This window comes from Brevibacillus sp. IT-7CA2, assembly GCF_949767855.1.
In the GTDB taxonomy this organism is placed as follows: Bacteria; Bacillota; Bacilli; order Brevibacillales; family Brevibacillaceae; genus Brevibacillus.
In genome coordinates, this window is the sequence record NZ_CATKQT010000051.1 from 177,757 (window position 1) to 195,151 (window position 17,395).

The 17,395-nt window shown below is 48.1% G+C and carries 18 protein-coding genes; 5 read left to right on the forward strand and 13 right to left on the reverse strand.

Annotated features, from left to right (window positions below):
* Positions 1-157 precede the first annotated feature (157 nt).
* The 6 genes from ACM6JA_RS24380 to ACM6JA_RS24405 form a co-directional block, all read right to left on the reverse strand.
* Positions 158-925, reverse strand: coding sequence for a potassium channel family protein (locus tag ACM6JA_RS24380; protein WP_414854454.1), 768 nt, complete (start codon positions 923-925; stop codon positions 158-160).
* A gap of 147 nt (positions 926-1,072) precedes the next feature.
* A complete protein-coding gene (locus tag ACM6JA_RS24385) occupies positions 1,073-1,510 on the reverse strand; it encodes a DUF350 domain-containing protein (protein WP_007721459.1) in 438 nt (145 codons plus the stop codon).
* Between the two features lie 21 nt (positions 1,511-1,531).
* Positions 1,532-2,773: a glutathionylspermidine synthase family protein gene (locus tag ACM6JA_RS24390; protein WP_414854455.1), complete on the reverse strand. Its 1,242-nt coding sequence runs from the start codon at positions 2,771-2,773 to the stop codon at positions 1,532-1,534.
* A gap of 10 nt (positions 2,774-2,783) precedes the next feature.
* Entirely contained in the window at positions 2,784-3,044 is a 261-nt protein-coding gene (locus tag ACM6JA_RS24395) for a hypothetical protein (protein WP_047071752.1), read from the reverse strand.
* Positions 3,045-3,055: 11 nt separating this feature from the next.
* Positions 3,056-3,502 carry a hypothetical protein gene (locus tag ACM6JA_RS24400; RefSeq protein ID WP_414854456.1) on the reverse strand — a complete coding sequence of 149 codons (447 nt, stop codon included), beginning with the start codon at positions 3,500-3,502 and terminating at the stop codon, positions 3,056-3,058.
* A 145-nt stretch (positions 3,503-3,647) separates the two neighbouring features.
* Positions 3,648-4,424 (reverse strand): inositol monophosphatase family protein, encoded by a 777-nt coding sequence (locus ACM6JA_RS24405; protein ID WP_007721467.1) that lies wholly within the window; start codon positions 4,422-4,424, stop codon positions 3,648-3,650.
* A gap of 107 nt (positions 4,425-4,531) precedes the next feature.
* Between ACM6JA_RS24405 and ACM6JA_RS24410 the strand changes: the two genes are divergently transcribed.
* Positions 4,532-4,909, forward strand: a complete 378-nt coding sequence (locus tag ACM6JA_RS24410) for a hypothetical protein (protein WP_414854457.1) — start codon at positions 4,532-4,534, stop codon at positions 4,907-4,909.
* A 47-nt stretch (positions 4,910-4,956) separates the two neighbouring features.
* On the opposite strand, the gene ACM6JA_RS24415 is transcribed toward ACM6JA_RS24410, so the two are convergent.
* Positions 4,957-5,445 carry a PaaI family thioesterase gene (locus tag ACM6JA_RS24415; protein WP_414854656.1) on the reverse strand — a complete coding sequence of 163 codons (489 nt, stop codon included), beginning with the start codon at positions 5,443-5,445 and terminating at the stop codon, positions 4,957-4,959.
* 221 nt (positions 5,446-5,666) lie between these two features.
* Between ACM6JA_RS24415 and ilvD the strand changes: the two genes are divergently transcribed.
* The 3 genes from ilvD to ACM6JA_RS24430 all read left to right on the forward strand — a co-directional run bounded on the left by ilvD (position 5,667) and on the right by ACM6JA_RS24430 (position 9,459).
* Positions 5,667-7,343 (forward strand): dihydroxy-acid dehydratase, encoded by a 1,677-nt coding sequence (gene ilvD, locus ACM6JA_RS24420; RefSeq protein WP_414854458.1) that lies wholly within the window; start codon positions 5,667-5,669, stop codon positions 7,341-7,343.
* Between the two features lie 136 nt (positions 7,344-7,479).
* Entirely contained in the window at positions 7,480-8,082 is a 603-nt protein-coding gene (locus ACM6JA_RS24425) for an ArsR/SmtB family transcription factor (protein ID WP_414854459.1), read from the forward strand.
* Positions 8,083-8,202: 120 nt separating this feature from the next.
* Positions 8,203-9,459 (forward strand): MFS transporter, encoded by a 1,257-nt coding sequence (locus ACM6JA_RS24430; protein ID WP_414854460.1) that lies wholly within the window; start codon positions 8,203-8,205, stop codon positions 9,457-9,459.
* Between the two features lie 139 nt (positions 9,460-9,598).
* Here the strand turns inward: ACM6JA_RS24430 and ACM6JA_RS24435 are convergent, their stop codons facing one another.
* A complete protein-coding gene (locus ACM6JA_RS24435; protein WP_414854461.1) occupies positions 9,599-10,099 on the reverse strand; it encodes a C40 family peptidase in 501 nt (166 codons plus the stop codon).
* 449 nt (positions 10,100-10,548) lie between these two features.
* Between ACM6JA_RS24435 and trmB the strand changes: the two genes are divergently transcribed.
* Positions 10,549-11,193, forward strand: coding sequence for a tRNA (guanosine(46)-N7)-methyltransferase TrmB (trmB, locus tag ACM6JA_RS24440; protein ID WP_414854462.1), 645 nt, complete (start codon positions 10,549-10,551; stop codon positions 11,191-11,193).
* Between the two features lie 348 nt (positions 11,194-11,541).
* Here trmB and ACM6JA_RS24445 read toward each other — a convergent pair whose 3' ends face one another.
* From ACM6JA_RS24445 to ACM6JA_RS24465, 5 genes are all read right to left on the reverse strand, one after another.
* Complete coding sequence (locus ACM6JA_RS24445) at positions 11,542-12,240, reverse strand: DUF977 family protein (RefSeq protein ID WP_414854464.1); 699 nt, start codon at positions 12,238-12,240, stop codon at positions 11,542-11,544.
* Positions 12,218-13,873 carry an ATP-binding protein gene (locus tag ACM6JA_RS24450; RefSeq protein ID WP_414854465.1) on the reverse strand — a complete coding sequence of 552 codons (1,656 nt, stop codon included), beginning with the start codon at positions 13,871-13,873 and terminating at the stop codon, positions 12,218-12,220. The genes ACM6JA_RS24445 and ACM6JA_RS24450 overlap by 23 nt, the downstream gene beginning before the upstream one ends.
* Positions 13,874-13,951: 78 nt before the next feature.
* Positions 13,952-15,259, reverse strand: coding sequence for a CitMHS family transporter (locus ACM6JA_RS24455; RefSeq protein ID WP_007721485.1), 1,308 nt, complete (start codon positions 15,257-15,259; stop codon positions 13,952-13,954).
* 282 nt (positions 15,260-15,541) lie between these two features.
* Complete coding sequence (locus tag ACM6JA_RS24460) at positions 15,542-16,408, reverse strand: ABC transporter permease subunit (protein ID WP_414854466.1); 867 nt, start codon at positions 16,406-16,408, stop codon at positions 15,542-15,544.
* The gene (locus ACM6JA_RS24465) at positions 16,380-17,342 is read right to left on the reverse strand and encodes an ABC transporter ATP-binding protein (protein WP_414854467.1); all 963 of its coding nucleotides are present in this window, start codon (positions 17,340-17,342) and stop codon (positions 16,380-16,382) included. The genes ACM6JA_RS24460 and ACM6JA_RS24465 overlap by 29 nt, the downstream gene beginning before the upstream one ends.
* Positions 17,343-17,395: the final 53 nt, after the last annotated feature.

Below are 17,395 nucleotides of genomic sequence, written 5' to 3' on the forward strand. Positions count from 1 at the left end.
GAAATTCCCCGCCATTCATTTCTTCGCTAGGGTGGGCTCCAGAGGCGCTTGGACTGGAAATGAACTTCTTCCTACGCAGCTTGGTAAACATTATGAAAGTGATTCAAAAGGAGAAAAAAACTGCCAAGTCTGATGACCTGACAGCTAGTAGTCTTCCCTATTCCTCACTCTTTTTCCTCGTTCGACGATACAGCAAATCCATACTTTCTTTAAGCGTCTCATACTCGCGCTCGGTCAAGTTTTCAATCTGCTGTATATTTGTGATCGTCTGCTTTTTGATCTCTTCGGTTAAGCGATCTTTCTCATCCTGGCTTTTGCTTTCATGTGTCTCTGTCCAATGCGTAGCAAAATTCGCCGTCAAAGCTCCCAGCATTCCGATACCCGTTATCATCAAGATCGTCGCCATGATCCTTCCACCTGACGTCACAGGCGAAATATCACCGTAGCCGACTGTCGTGGTTGTTACAATCGACCACCACAACGCATCCGAGAAGCTTTTGATGTTCTCGTTTACACCGTATTCGAGCAAATAAATAGCAGTCGAGCTCCACAGCATGATGATCGTGACGACACCAAATACTTGACGCATCGGGCCTGATCGAATGATTCCCAGCAAAAACGGCGAAGCACGCACGATGCGCACCAGCCGAAGCACACGCATGATTCTGGCTAAATACAAATAAGAGTCCAATGGAATCATTGCGATCAGATCGAACCAGTTGGCAAAAACGAATTTTCGCTTGTCTTTCGCCCTCCATAGCCGGAACAAATACTCGGCAATCAGCATGATGATCAGCCCATTGTCTACCTTGTCCATCAGTTCCTCAGTCAGCAGAGGGTGATTAGAGAAGTCTGCGAACAACAGGATCGCATACGTAATCACTAGCATAATGATAAAAATCTCATACATGACGCGCCAGAACAAAAAGACTCCTCCCTGTGCTCATAAGTGCCTGTTCAAAATATGATCTGTTTCGCATCGAAAAAGAGGCGAGAACCTGAAGCGGGAGGAGCCAAATGTAGAGAACCTACATGAGCACCAGACTTCGAAGGTGAACGCCTCTTTCCATGCTTAGTAGCTGATCAGCGCAGCCATCAGCAAACCCGCTGCAATACTCAACCGCGAAGCGAAAATACCGACGGATACGTTCCCGTTCGGAATTTCAGACACGACTTTAAATGGTGTGACCCATTCGAACAAATAAAAAATGATGACTTGAAATACCATTCCTACAATACCCCAGATGACCAAATCCCACAAGTTAACAGAGTGGTATACAGCCGAAGCGAGGACGATTGCCAAACCGATAATTTTCCCTCCCAAATCGTGCGCGGCTGCTTTTGCCGCTGCCATTTTCTTCGGATCATCAGTCTGTGCTCCCTGCTTGATCAGATCAAACTCCTTGTAAGGAGTCGTAATCGTAAACACAAAAATACCCACAGCCAATATCGGAATGGTCACTGCCAAATACGCTAAAAAGTTTAATACGTAATCCAATTGTCCCAACATGTAAGTTGTCCTCTCCTTTCGCTACTTGTCTATGCCGATCGGCAAATAATAGGATAGGTTGTTTGTAATCGGTCCCCCGACACGAGCTACAATTGCTGATGCCTCTGTGCCGATCCAAAAGGACCCCCAGAGTAGCCGTCCAGCATACGCTCCCTTCATCGTCTGAACCGTTATCTGTGGAAGCTCTACCCGTTTCTGATAAATCATCGGCTGCTCCCAGTAAAACTCTTCCTGATCCTTCTCTTGCAGCGTACCATCTGATGCAAACAGCGTGACACCGCCACCTTCCCGCCCAAAAATCGGCTTCGTGACGTAGTCCTCCCTGCCTGCAAACCGATTTTCAAAATAAGTCGGCAGCATGTAAGCTTCGATGATCGCGTGCTCCTCTTCGGTAAAAAACTCATTCGCCTCATGCAAGTTCCAGATGAGCGCCTGCAAAGCCTTCGTCTGAATGAGAAACGCTGAAGGAGGATTAATAATGGCCAGCTTTTTTTGTGCAATCAACGAAAGCACATGCTCACCAGTCGGATAGTCATCTTCATCCTGTTCTACCGCTAGCTTTTCCAAAGCATGCAGACGGTACAGCACATCGACTGGCAGTAGCTCCTCATTCTCCTTTACATAGAGACGATCTTGCCAAACACGCAAATCCTCCAAAGCGGCAAACCGAGCAGACAGTCCCGATTGGTTCAGTAAGTACACTGTCGTTCCCTTGTCTTCCTCATGCCAGTCGAGCGAGCTAAACCAGACCCAATCAGTATCATAGCCTTGCGCCCGATACGCGTCGACCACCTTGCTGAACGCTGAACGCAACTGCCGCTCCATCCCTTCATTCGGGTCCTCCCGCAGGAAATGGCGACAAGCACGACCGTTCACATAAAAAGCCTCGACGATTCCTGTAGGGGTATCGCTGTTGCACTCAAGCATCTTCAATCCTTCTGTCGTCTGGGCAAAATCAAAGCGTCCAATCACAGTTGGCACTGTTTGGGAAACGACGATCCTGACTGCCTGCAAAGCCTGCTTTGGCACTCCTAGTTCCAACAACAGGGAGTCTTCTGCACGTTGCAATACTGGAACGACTTTGGTAAAGATTTGCCCAAGTCGCTCGGTTGCCTTCGCGATTTCCTCGCGAAAGGCGGGAGTGATCAGGTGGATATCATAAAGCGCATATTCCTCGCCATACATCCAATCCCAGGTAAATACACCCTCTTCCCGCATCGGGCCGTACAGCGCTTCTCGTTCTCGTCGGTTATGGTCTTCCACTTCCCTCACCTCACCCGGAGCTGGAATAGCCCGAGCTGCCGATACCGCCCTTGGAGCTGCTCGTGCTTATCCCACTCGATACTCCAGATTTGCTCTTGTAAGACCTGTAAGTAGAGCTCGAACCCCCACTGCTACTGCTATCGTCACAATAGCCGTCATTGTCGTTGTCGTAGCAATCATCATCATAGTCGTCCCCGGAAGAACAACCGCTGATCGCAAGTGCAGCTGCGACGAACAGACCGACTACTTTCTTCGATTTCGTTTGTGCCATTTTTCTTCCTCCTACACTGGCTTCGCGTAGTAAACATAAACCTGCCGATCCTCATCCACCTCGGCCGATGTCTTCTCCCATTCGCGTCCATTCACGTACAAATAGTCGCTTTGCAAATGCAAGAGAGCATCGTCATCGTCCTTGAAATAAAACGCGTGTACGAGCGGATAAACGCGTGCATTTTCGTGATATTCACGCATTTCGATCTGGATGCTGCCCCAGCGTGCAGTCACAGCCTCCGCGTAATCGACAGCTTGCTCATCTGTTGAGCGCTTGACGTAAATGACATACGTGCCGTTTTCGATTGCACAGGACGTCTTTTCATAAACGACATGCCCCTTCACCAAATAATCGCAAGCGAAACGCAAGGAGACCTCATCTTTGTTCACGTTGTCGTAGTAGAACTGAACAGGGAATCCCTTCGCTTCATCTAGCAGTCGATATTCCATTCGTGCCATTTTTCTCACCTCTTTTACCTATCACAGAATAACAAATCATTCGCAACAATTTTATACGTGCATCGAAACATTTGGTTGCCAATAAATGAAAAGAAATCCAGCAGAACCATAAACCGATACATAAGTCCTGCTTCTTTTGTACCCGTTACTGTCGAATCATACTGCGAATCGTTTCATGCAAATGTCCGTTACTCGCCACTAATGAAGGAGTGTGATCTTGTTGGAATGGCTCATGCTGATACGGTTTTCCAGACCAGTCTGTAATCGTTGCACCCGCCTCCTGGGCGATAACAATTCCGGCGGCCACATCCATAATATTGGATCGTTGCATCACGATATAATCGAGCCAGCCGTTTGCCAGCAAGCACCAGTCCAGTGCAGGCGCAATATTTCGCATGAGACGCTTGGTCTGGAATACAAACGGTTCCGTAAACGCCATCTCTTCTTCCTTCGTCACCGTGTCGCGTCCACGGATGTACGTACCGACTGCACGTGTGAGGTCTTGGCGGTTATTGACGTTCAATCGTTTTCCGTTCAAATAGGCACCTTTTCCTTTTTCCGCCCAAAACATTTGACCCGCTACCGGATTGTAGACGACGCCCAGCACCAGCTCACCCTTGTGCTGCAACGCAATCGAGATCGAGAAATACGGATAGCCGATAAAATAGTTATTCGTTCCATCTAAAGGATCGATAATCCACAGATACTCTTCCTCGCGGGAAACCATTCCGACTTCTTCAGAAAAAATGGTATGTGTCGGGAAGTGTCGATGCAGGACCTCAATGATGCGCTTTTCACTTCCTTTATCCTCTGGCAGCTTCACATCGTTATGCAATTCCTCATCGGGCACGAGCTGTTCGAGAAAACGTTCCTTCAAAAACGCACCCGCGACACTTGCTGCTTCTTTTGCAATTTCGATCATGATATTTCGCTCCTTTTTCTCTTTCAACCTTTTTGAACAACCTTCCACTTGCACTTGTATAGGAAAGATTACTATCATAGAAAGACACCCGAAGGAGGGGGATAAAGATGAACACCGACTTCATTCGGCTGAAAAATATGGAAGGTGAACTCAAATTCACCCAAATGAACAATAGCTACGGCTTCTCTGTCACCACAAAGGAGCTCATTTTTTTCAAGCCACACATGACCTACCATTTGTTTTTGCAGGATATCATCAGCATGGTTCCGATGAAGCAGGGCGCTAGCCCTGTCACGTTTCGGCATCAGAGTGAGACAGTTCATGCCTCATTTGGTTCCGATTACTATAAGCTGACCGCCAAATGGGCGCGGATTGTTTCGCGATCCGGTATCGTTGAAAAAGAAAACATGGAGTTTATCGTGCCGCTTTCCACCAAAATGCTCACTTATATTTCGGAATACAGCGGTCTCGTTGTCATCAAATAGCACCGTCACCCCTCGCTCTCACCTTTTTGGTGGGGAGCGAGGGCTTTTTATTTCCGATCATTTCTGGATAGCACAATGAACGTTCCTGTACCATGGGCGATCCGTCTGTCCCGATCATCATAGACACTGCCCTCCATGACGACCAACGTGTGTCCGCGATGCAAAAAGCTGGCTTCTGCGCGCAGCCGATCCCCTATTCCCGGAAGCAAATAATTGACCTTCAGCTCTGTCGTCACTGCATACTGATTTGGTGGCAAGGACCGATTGATCAAGGAGCCCATCGCTGAATCGATCAAGGTCGCAAGAATTCCTCCATGAACAACTCGCCCTGAATTGTGCATAAAAGGGGTCAGAGGCAATTCGAAGCGATACGACTGTCTTTCTCCGTCTATGAAGTCTCCCTTTAATCCAAGAAACCCAGAGATAAACGCGCTATTCCGTTCCCGCTTCTGGTGAATTGCAGCAACAGCCAGCTCGAGAATGCGGCGCTCCTCGTCATTCCCGTCCGACCAGATGTTTTTTAACTCATCTAACATTTTGTTCACTCCAACCGAAATAGAATCGATTCTTCTATTTTATCCCAAACAAGCTGATTTCGCTATGATTCCTAAGCTTATGGCAATCGAGAGCAGTTGTCTGAACCATTCGAGACTGAGCAAATGTTCAGACTTTTACAGTTGTTTCTGTTATTAAAAATTGATAAGATAGTTCAAAATATAAGACAGGCATTATCCGTATTGGAAGGGAGTTTTTCAAATTGACCAGACAACGTAGTGATATGATCAAAAAAGGATTCGACCGCGCACCGCACCGCAGCTTGCTTCGTGCAGCAGGTGTAAAGGATGAGGATTTCGATAAACCGTTTATCGCCATTTGCAACTCGTACATCGACATTATCCCAGGTCACGTGCACTTACAGGAGTTTGGAAAACTGGTCAAAGAAGCCGTTCGTGCTGCTGGCATGGTTCCATTCGAATTCAATACGATTGGAGTTGACGACGGAATCGCTATGGGGCATATCGGGATGCGCTACTCCCTCCCGAGCCGCGAGATCATCGCAGACAGCCTGGAAACCGTTGTCGCTGCTCACTGGTTTGACGGCATGATCTGTATTCCGAACTGTGACAAGATCACACCAGGGATGATCATGGGTGCGCTTCGTGTCAACATTCCAACCGTCTTTGTAACCGGTGGCCCTATGAAAGCCGGAAAAACGAGTGATGGCCGCTCCATCTCACTTTCCTCCGTATTCGAGGGTGTCGGAGCTCACCAAGCAGGCTTGATCAACGACCAGCAACTCGAAGAGCTGGAGCAATATGGATGCCCGACTTGCGGTTCCTGTTCCGGTATGTTTACAGCGAACTCGATGAACTGTCTGCTCGAAGCCATCGGTTTGGCTCTGCCTGGCAACGGTACCGTACTCGCTGTCTCTCCTGAACGTCGCGAGCTGGTACAATCATCTGCTGAAAAACTGAAAAATCTGATTGAACGCGACATTAAGCCACGCGACATCGTGACACTCGAGGCAATCGACGATGCATTCGCACTCGATATGGCGATGGGTGGGTCAACCAATACGGTTCTCCATACACTGGCTATCGCACAAGAAGCAGGCATCGAATACCCAATCGAGCGCATCAACGAAGTAGCGAAGCGCATTCCGCATATTTGCAAGCTGGCTCCTTCCTCCGACTATCATATCGAGGATTGCCACGAGGCAGGCGGCGTATCAGCTGTTCTGAAAGAAATCGCGAAAAAAGCAGGCGCTATCCATCCAGACCGTATCACTGTAACGGGCAAAACCCTTGGCGAAAACATCGCTGACGCTGAAATCAAAAATGATCAAGTCATTCGTCGCCTGGACAACCCGTACAGCGCTTCCGGCGGTCTCGCTGTTCTGTTCGGCAACCTGGCGGAGCAAGGCTCGATCATCAAAACAGGCGGTGTCGATCCTTCTATTAAAAAGCACGAAGGTCCAGCAATCTGCTTCGACTCCCAAGAAGATGCTTTGGCAGGAATCGCAGCTGGCAAAATCAAATCCGGTCATGTTGTCGTCATCCGTTACGAAGGACCTAAAGGTGGCCCAGGTATGCCAGAAATGCTGGCACCTACCTCACAAATCGTGGGTATGGGCCTCGGTAAAGAAGTCGCTCTCGTTACTGACGGACGCTTCTCCGGTGCTTCCCGCGGGATCAGTATCGGCCATGTCTCTCCAGAAGCCGCAGAAGGCGGTCCAATTGCCTTCGTACAGGACGGAGATATCATCACGATTGACCTCGAGGAGCGCACGATCCAGCTGCAGGTGGATGAAGCCGAGCTGGCTCGCCGCAAAGAAGGCTGGAAAGAATTCGAGCCAAAAGTAAAAACAGGCTATCTGGCTCGTTACTCCAAGATGGTAACGAATGCGAGCATGGGTGGTATTTTGAAAATCTAGTGTTACAAGTAAAGGTAAAACCCTTCCTCTGTGAATCACCTTCACTCAGGAAGGGTTTTTGTATTGACTTTTCCAGCTATCCCCTTTTACAATCGAGTTAATAAATTTTAACTGGTTAAAAGGATCGTGATGGATATTGGAGCAAAAGTCGATTTTTATCATCGAAAACTACGATCAGCTAAAAGTGATCAGTGACCCGTTACGCACGAAAATGCTGATGCATCTGGTGGAAAAGCCACACACGGGACAACAGCTCTCCCAACTTTTTGGTCTGTCCCGCGCGAAGATTCTCTATCACCTGCGTGAGCTGGAGAAGCATGGCATCATCCAATTGGTTAAAAAAGAAGAAAAGGGCGGCAACATTCTCAAATATTATCAGGCGGTGGCAAGAGGCTTCATACCCGCTGATCATCTGCTCACGTATACGGAGTCGAAGGAGGCAACTAGGCAATCCTATGTCGAAGTGTTGCAACGGGCGAAAACAAGAGCACTCAGTGCTCCTGAAGAAGCCTTTGCGCTGACGTCATCGGAAGTCGAGAATTGGCCGCGCATATCCCTGCAGTCTGAAGTCAGAGTCAGCGAGCAGGCGTTTGTGTCCTTTTTGCAAAAATACCGGAACCTGCTCCACGAATTGCAGCAAAGCTCCCTAGATGACCCATCTTCGAAGCAGGATTACTACCTGATGATTACGGGATTTCAAATTGATGAACCGTTATTTAAAAAGGATGGACAGAAGTAACAAAGGAAAATGTAAGACGATAAGTCCACATGTGTATGAAAAGCCTATTCGAGTAGGTTTTTCTTTCGGAGATGCAGTTAATAATTTTTAACCGGTTAATAATAAGGAGAGTGAATTTCCATGGAAGCTGTCCCCAAGCAATCTAGCCTTCCCTCAGCGGATACATCCCGCTTGTTTACGAAACCTTTTACCCTTCTGTGGTTGTCCGCCCTTTGTTCCGGACTCAGTATCTCACTCTTTCTTTTCTCGCAAACCTGGTATATCATCCAGGTTTTATCTCAGGAGGCCTCATTAGGCCTCGTATTTATGGCGGCAACGATTCCCAGAATCGTCTTCATGCTGATAGGCGGAACGCTCGCTGATCGGATGAGCAAAAAGAGAATCCTGTCGATCACAAGCATGTTGAAAGCATTTTTGATGCTTCTGCTGGGAGGAATCATCTGGTGGGGGTATTCCTCGCTTGCGCTGTTTGTTTGGTTCGCTCTCTTCTTCGGTACCATTGATGCCTTTTATTGGCCAGCTCAAAATTCGTTCATACCGTCAATCGTACCCTCTTCTTCTCTTTTGCGAGCGAATTCTGTGCTGCAAACGACAATCCAAACCTCACAGCTCCTCGGTCCTGTTCTTGCCGGTTTTGTGATTGAGTGGGGAAATTACCCCCTTTTATACGGCTTTGTTGGCTTGCTTCTTCTCGTTGCAAGTGTATCTGCATGGTGCATGCCGAAACAAGAACCAGCCGTGCTTTCCAAACCACAGCAAAAGCTCAAGGAATCTATCAAGGAAAGCTTCTGTTATGTCAGAAAATCGGATTTCCTTCCCTTGCTATTGACCTCCATCATCTGCCTGAACGTATTTTTGATGGGCCCCTTATACATCGGCTTGCCGATTTTTGTAGATCAGGTGTTGTCTGGCTCTACCCTGCAGTACAGCTTTTTGGAAGGGGCTCTCGCTTTTGGCATGCTTGCCGGGGCAATCGTGCTCGCATTCACGAGACTGGGTCAAAACAGGTTGCAGATCGCCTTTCTTTTCATGATGATGCAAGCGCTTGTCTTCTTTGCTTTTAGTCTCACTCAGCAGTTCTGGCTCAGCTTGCTTATTCTGTTTACCCTCGGCGTCACGTTTTCTCTCATTAATATTCCGATTCTCTCTTTTGTTCAGGAAAAGGTGCCACACGCCTCGTTAGGGAAGGTCATGAGTTTGGTCTCGCTCTCCTCTTTAGGCTTGCAGCCGATTTCACAGGCGATGACGAGTTTATTGATCGCATGCGGACTTACGGCCAAGGAAGTGATGCTGCTTGCCTCCATCCCCCTCTTTCTTGCTTCCTGTTTCTTTTATTGGCGGCAAAAGTATGCTCGGCCTGCAAAGAGCTCCGATTGAGTTTCGCGCGAAAGCAAAAAGGGATGATCTGCAATGGATCATCCCTTTTCCCTATCGTATTTACAAAACTTGCCTATTCATTCATCGCAACTTTACCGAGTGCGAGACGTATTAGTAAGTAGAGAGCCAAACGAGTAGATTACAAGACTCGCCGTGCCGAAACGAAGCGCTTCTCCCAGGACGTGCCCTTAAAGGTCGAATACGTCACTCCTGGTTTTCCATATGTATGTAAGAGTTTGTTGTTGCCTGCATAAATCGCCACGTGTGTAATCCGTTTGGACGTCGTCGTTGTACTCGCCTTGAAGAACACCAGGTCTCCTTTTTTCAGGTTCGACTTGGACACACTCGTTCCTACCTTGGCTTGATCGCGAGAAGTGCGTGGTATGCTCTTGGCCACTGCGACTTTAAATACGCGCTGTGTATAGGAAGAGCAATCAAATACGGCTGTGGTATTACTGCTCGCACCGAATTTATACGGCGTACCCATATACTTTCTTCCCGTGGCAATGACCTTGTCCGCCCTGGATTGCGACCATGCAGCCTCGGCTACATTTTGCTCTGCTGGCAGTGGAGCGACAATCGCTGTGACTCCCAATGCTACTCCCATTACGATTCCTATGAGGGCTTTATGTAATTTCATGCTGTTCATCCTCCCTTTTCTTTTGAAAAAGATCCCCGCTCAACAAGGGACCATTTTATGCAAAGTTTGGCTGACCTCTCACTTGTTCTCTACTTTACCAAAGCTCACACTCTATGAAATTACCAAAAACTTACCAAAAACTATTTTTTCAACTGGATACGATTACCGCTTGACGCCTTCGTGCTTGATTTAACAGGCATTCCTCAAATTTTCAGTCTATTTCATTTCCATAATGTCCCTCTCAAATTGGCAAAATTTATCCAGCCCCCAATTGTTAAAATCCGCGTCTCATGCGACTTTCGTCCTGGTTCCATTTACAAAAAACCCCTTTTCCCTCCTTTTTCACGTAATCTGCCTCTGGAATCTTGCTTTCCTTTCTTCTCTCTCTACTTGCAACTAGCAGAATGTCATCGTAAAGTAGATAGGAGTTCGTTTTGAAGGAGGCACATATGCGACTGCGTAACATTCCAGGTGCCGAAGCGGCCCTGAGAGAATATCCGACGTTCGTAGACAATCCCCTTTCCTATAAAGGAAATTGGAAGGAACGCTTCGGGAATAACAACCCGATTCATGTGGAGATCGGCTGTGGAAAAGGACGTTTCATTAATACACTGGCCGAGCGTCACCCTGACATCAATTTCATTGCGGTTGAACTGAAGGCGGAGGTCGTTCTGCGCGCTGTCCAGCGTACAGAGTACAAAGCTGTTCCGAATCTGGCCTTTGTCCAGTTCGACGCTTCCAAGTTGACCGAGTTGTTTGCCGATCACGAAATTTCTCGCATCTATCTGAACTTTAGTGATCCGTGGCCAAAAACCCGTCATGCGAAACGCCGTCTCACTTACAAAAGCTTCTTGAACACCTATCGTCAGGTGCTTGTGGCAGACGGTGAGCTTCATATGAAGACAGATAACGAGAAGCTTTTTGAGTTTTCACTCAACGAATTCGCTGCGGAGCGCTTCCAGATGCGCAATATCACCTTTGACCTGCACCAGTCCAAGCTGGCGGCAGATAATGTGATGACGGAGTACGAGGAGCGCTTTTCTTCTCGTGGGCAGCGCATTTATCGGGTGGAAGCGAGCTGTGTGATTAAGTAAGCGTTTGAGTCAACATAGTGCAGGAGAAGAAAAAGCACAGTTCTCTTCGACTCTGACACGCCCGCAAAGGGGATTCACTGGCCGTCTCCATTTCAAAAAGGGGACCGTCGAGCCAGAGCCACCCTACGGGCGGAAGTTTTTCTAAGAAGAAGTGTTCGACAAGCGTGGTCCCCTTTTTGAAGTTCCGACTGGGTAGGCGTTGTCAAGGTCTGCGAGCCCTGCGCTTTTTCTTCTCGCCAGCTTTGTTGGTTTATCGGAACCTTTTAAATGCGTATCATAAAAAAAGACCCTTCACACTCTCTCAAGTAGGCTTTGAACCTTACTTTTGCGGGCGCGAAGGGTTATTTTTTATTCTTTTTGCCGGCCGACGCTCTTGTATACGCGCTCTGGACGTCCGACGACACCGTACGAAAGGTCTGCGATGGCGTCTCCTTTGGCTACCAAATATTCTAGGTATCGCCTTGCTGTTGAACGGCTAATGCCTGTTTCTTTGCTGACCAAATCCGTCGTGGCCTCCTGTGTCTGCATGAGAAAGCCTGAAATCTTGTCCAACGTAATTTGGTCGATCCCTTTGACTGCCCTGGTCTCGGTTGTCTTCTTTTGGCCTGTCCGGGCAATGAGCTCATCGATTTGGGCTTGACTGATCTGATCGGTGTCTTTTTTCCAATCACTCACCTTTTGCCTGAACTCCTGATAATTCCGTAACGTTTGTTGCAGGCGTGCAAAGATAAGTGGCTTGGTAATAAAATCGAAAACGCCATAGCGGATCGCCTCTACAACCGCATCCACTTCTTTGGCTGCTGTCAGCATGATGACATCCGTTGTAGGGAACTGCTCCTTTATGATCGACAAAAAATCGAGGCCGTCCATATCCGGAAAATAAATGTCGAGCAACACGAGATCAGGCTGCAAAATTTCCATTTGGTCCTTGGCCTCTTGCCCATTCGTGGCAATGCCAATCACCTCGTACCCCTCCACTTTTTCCACGAAGCGTCGGTTTACCTCTGCGATTCTCAGGTCGTCTTCAATAATGAGTACCCGTACCATCTATAACGGCCTCCTTCCGTTCTGCCGTGCGTGCATCCTTTGGTATCGTCACAGTAAAAATCGTTCCGCCTACCGGATTTCCCGTATGTGTAATATTGCCGTGTACATGTAAAGCAGCTTGTTTGACTAAGTGCAGTCCGTAGCCATGATTCGGCTGTTGTTTGGTAGAGAAGCCCAGCTCGAAGATTCGTTCCGCATTTTCTTCGGAGATGCCTGGCCCCAGGTCCTCTACCTCTATGAGCAAGACCTCTTCCATATTGAGCAAAAAGATCGTGATTTCGGGTGCAAATGCACCTGGAGCTTTTACAGCGTCCATCGCATTATCTATCAAATTACCGAGAATGACAATCAGCTGTGAGCGATCAATCGAGGCAGGAATGTCACGGAAGTTGCTTTCTGGATCAATTTTCAATTCCACTTTGCGTTCGTTGGCTTGATTCAGCTTCCCGAGCAACAAGCCACCTATCAGTGGGTCGGGGACTTCTTGCATAATAAACGTCGTATTGTGAACATGCACATTCAACTCAGAAGAGATCGTTTCAATGGCTTCCTGATACGATTCAAGCTGGATGAGTCCTGATATGAGATGCAGTTTGTTGGAATACTCATGCGTCTGGGAACGGAGGACTTCCGCATACTCCTTCACTCGTGACAGCTCCTGTGTGACCTCGAACAGCTCGGACCGATTGCGAAAGCTCGCTACCGCACCCATAACATGGCGCTCCTTATCCATAATCGGGACCCGGTTCACGACTAATACGTGCTCGTCCACATTCGTTTCGCGGTCAAATTCGGCTTTCCCTGTCTCAATCACCTCATGAAGGCCCAGCGAACGAACCAGCTCGTCCTGTTTGTCCATGATACTGTCTTTATCCTTCGCTTGCCCCAGCATATGGAGAGCGGTCTGATTTGCGAGCGTGATCGCCCCTTCCTTATTGACTGCCACAATGCCTTCGCGAATCGATTCCAGCACGGCTTGATTTTCCTGATACAATCGTCCGATTTGTTCTGGCTCCAAACCAAATATGGCTTTCTTTACATTCTGCGAAAGAATGAGCGTAGCCACCACACCCAAGAGCAAGGTGACGATGCCGATGACGAAGATTCGATTGCGATACGATTCGATCGTTTCATTTATATCCTCAAACAAAAAGCCGACAGAAACGACCCCCATCACCTTTCCTTCCTCATCATAGATTGGAGTCTTTCCTCTCAGTCCGGGGCCAAGCGAACCGACTGTTTCAGAGATGATGGATTGCCCCTCAAAAACTGCCTCATTGTCGCCTCCCACCATCTTTTTGCCAATCTGCTCTGGATCAGGATGTGAATAGCGGATGCTTTGCAAATTTCCTACGGTTATAAATGCCGCATTCGTATCCACGCGTATTTTTTCCACGATTGGATTGATTATCTTAGCAGGATCTTCTGCATCAAACGCCTGTTTGATCTCGGACATCTGCGCGACGGTCTTGGCGGTATGCAGTGCGCGTGTTCCGATCTCATGCTCCAATACACCGGCCAGCATCTGTTCAAACATCGTACCAAGTATGACAGTCACACCAAAAAGGAGCGAGCAAATAATCAACATCAGCTTGCTGTGAAAACGCACATCGTTCCCTCCTCTTCTTCTCATTGTATCTCATTTCGCTCGATGACGAAAAAAGAGGCCATGAGCAGGCCTCTTTTTTTATTTCTTCCTTCTTATAGTCGACTAGAATGAGATGACTCCGGTAAGAAGAGCAAGCACAATCATCACGATCGATGTTCCAAACGCCCATTTCAGGATGAACTTTTGGGTTTCCGCATAATCGACCCCAACCATTCCGATCAACAGGTACTGTGCTGCAAACAACGGGCTAAGTACATGCAGCGGTTGACCCAGGATCGAAGCGCGACCAATTTCCGCCGGATCGATTCCGTAAGCGGCTGCTGCATTCGCCAAGATTGGAACGATTCCGAAGTAATACGCATCGTTCGACATGAAATACGTGAATGGCATGCTTGTCAGCGCTACGAGTAGAGGCATATGGGAACCAAGTGAATCTGGAATCCAGGAAACGAGTGTGCTCGCCATCGCATCGATCATTTTCGTTTCAGTCAGGATGCCTGTAAAGATTCCCGCAGCGAAAACCATGGACACTGTAGCCAGTGCGTTAGCTGCGTGGGCTGCAATTCGCTCTTTCTGATCTTGCATTTTCGGGTAGTTAATAAACAGGGCAATGGCAAAAGCGAGCATGAACATCGTCGGCAGTGGCAAGAAGCTCGTAATCAGACCGACCATCAGGGCTGCTGTCAACAACAGATTGAACCAGATCAGGTGCGGACGTTTCAGTGCAGCAGTCTCATCCGTCGCCGCCACTTCTTGTCCTGCAAGCGATTGCAAATCTTCATCTGGTATCTCAATAATCCCTAGACGCTTACGCTCTTGTTTGCCCAGAATACAGGCTACGATCATCACCCACGCAATTCCGCCAATCATCAAAGGAATAACAGGGACGAAAATCTCGGAAACATCCATATGGAGTACACTCATAACACGTGCTGTCGGTCCACCCCAAGGCGTCATGTTCATAACACCGAGTGAGAGCATCGCCATAGCTGCCAAAATCATCGGTCTGATTCCCAGCTTGCGATACAAAGGCAGCATCGCGGTAACGGTAATCATATAAGTCGTGGTTCCATCTCCATCCAGTGCGACCAAGGTAGCGAGAATCGCTGTACCTACAATCACCTTCAGTGGGTCACCCTTCACAATTTTCACGATTTTCTTAATTAATGGGTCAAACAGACCTGCATCCATCATGACTCCAAAGTATAGAATGGCGAACAACAGCATAATTCCCGTAGGCGCAATTTTCTTGATGCCTGCAAGCATCATGTCGCCAATTTCTGTACCAAATCCGCTAATCAACGCAAAAACAACAGGAACAACAATTAAAGCAACTAATGCCGAAAGCCGTCTCGACATAATCAAGTACATGAAAACGGCTACCATGAGAAATCCAAGTAATGCCAGCATACGCTAGTTCCCCCTTGCAAGAATGCGCTTACAATGATGTTGTAGCAACCATGACGAATGCGCTTTCATATTGTGCTGTCATTATAACAATGTTCGTAAAAATCCGAATAGAATATGCGCATAAACTGTTTTAACCGCATTTCCTCTATTAACATCATAAAAATCATGAAATGCGCATATGGTGATCGGTCATGCAAGTACATAAAAAAGAGGCCTTTCGTGAAAGGGCCTCTTTCCATTTAAGAAAAAGAACGGCACGAATCAGCCGCTCTCTTGTTTTTCTTATACATCTCGCTTTTGAAACACCCGAATGGACAACCCCAACGCCACGATGCCATAGATAATAGTGTAGATGAGCATGGCAGTACTCGGAGGAGAAGTCGTACCGAAAATTCCTTGTGAAGCAAAGGACAGCGGATCATCAGCCGAATCAAATAACGAAAGTGTCGCTTGCCTGAACAATGAATCGGCAGGAAAGAGCAGACTGGAAATAATCCCGATATTGGTAAGCGAGCTATTGCTAAAGACCGCACCAAGCTGCTCAATAAAGCCGCCAACGAAGCTGATCCCGTACAGAATGATCAGGATAATACCACCCGTCACTGTGGTGGTAATACTGCTTAAAAGCATAGCTACACAGACAAGAATGATCGGCATGCTAACGAAGAAAGCAGCTGCTTTCAGGACTTGGCTAGCATCCACCTGAACAGCCAGCATACCTTCCCCCACCCATTGGTTTATCGCCAATAGTCCGGTAAACATCAGGAGTGCATACAACCCCAGCATACTCGCCAACCCGAAAAATTTCCCCAGCACATATTTGTAGCGAGGAAGTGCTCGTGCCAGCCACGTATCGATTTGATGGCTTTCGATTTCAGAGGCAATGCTTCCTACACTGCTCAAAATTGCCAGGAGTGCCGTAATGACAGAGCCAAAGTACAAGCCCATGCCCAGCATCTGCGTGGAGAGAACCTGCTTTTCCAACAATCTCTCCACGCCCACGTCTCCTAACATATCCTTCATTTCCTTGACCGCATAGCCTGTGGCAAGTCCAAACAGCAGCAAGAAGGCCAGCGACATGATCAACGTAATCGTGAAAATACGCTTGGAGATCATTTCTCTATACGTGATTTTGATGATCGGCCACATGTCGTTCTTCCTCCTTTCTCTGCACCCAATACAGGAATACATCTTCCAATGATTGCTGCTTGCGCACGACTTCGTGTACCCCAGCCCCGGATGCAATCAATTGTTGCAACAGAGCGGGTACCCGATTGTCCTGATCCAGCGTCATTAACCATGTATCACGGTCTTCCTCTTGTCTAACGAGACGACTTTCTGTGACGAAGGAAGGAAGCTCGTTATGAAAGCCAGCGCTATCCTTGTCCACAGTCAATTCAATTTGCGGTTGGACGCTGCTCAGCTTGCGCCAGTCGCCGTGTACGACCAGCTCACTGCGGTGAATGATCCCGACGTAGTCGCACACGCTCTCCATTTCACTCAGGAGATGACTGTTGAGAAAAACCGTCTTTCCTTGGTCACGCAGCCTTGCGATCAGTTCACGTACTTCTTTTCGCCCGATTGGGTCCAGTGCGGAGGTCGGCTCATCAAGGAAGATCAACTCTGGATCGGATAAGAGGGCGCAGGCAATCCCGATACGCTGCTGCATGCCTTTGGAATAGCCCCGGATGCGCTCACGCTCCCGTCCAGCCATTCCGACCAGCTCAACGACATTTTTTATCACGGAATTGCTCTCGTGATATGTTAATCCACACAACTCGGCATGATGCTCCAAGAGCTGCTGGCCCGTCAACCAATCAGGATAGCGGAACAGCTCTGGCAAGTAGCCTACCTTTTTTCGCGATTCTACACTGCCAATCGGCTGCCCAAGCATAACCGCTTTGCCATTCGTTGGGTGCAATAACCCGAGCATCGTCCTGACAAAAGTACTTTTACCCGCTCCATTTTGCCCGAGGAAACCAAATACGGAGCCGCGCGGTACTTGTAGCGTAATATTTTTGCAGCCGGCCTTGCCGTTATATTGCTTGGTCAAGTCCCAGGTCTCTATCACATAATCTGACATCGCTTACCTCACTTTCTCCATGACAAACGGGACAAAGCAGAGCCCCCCTTTTT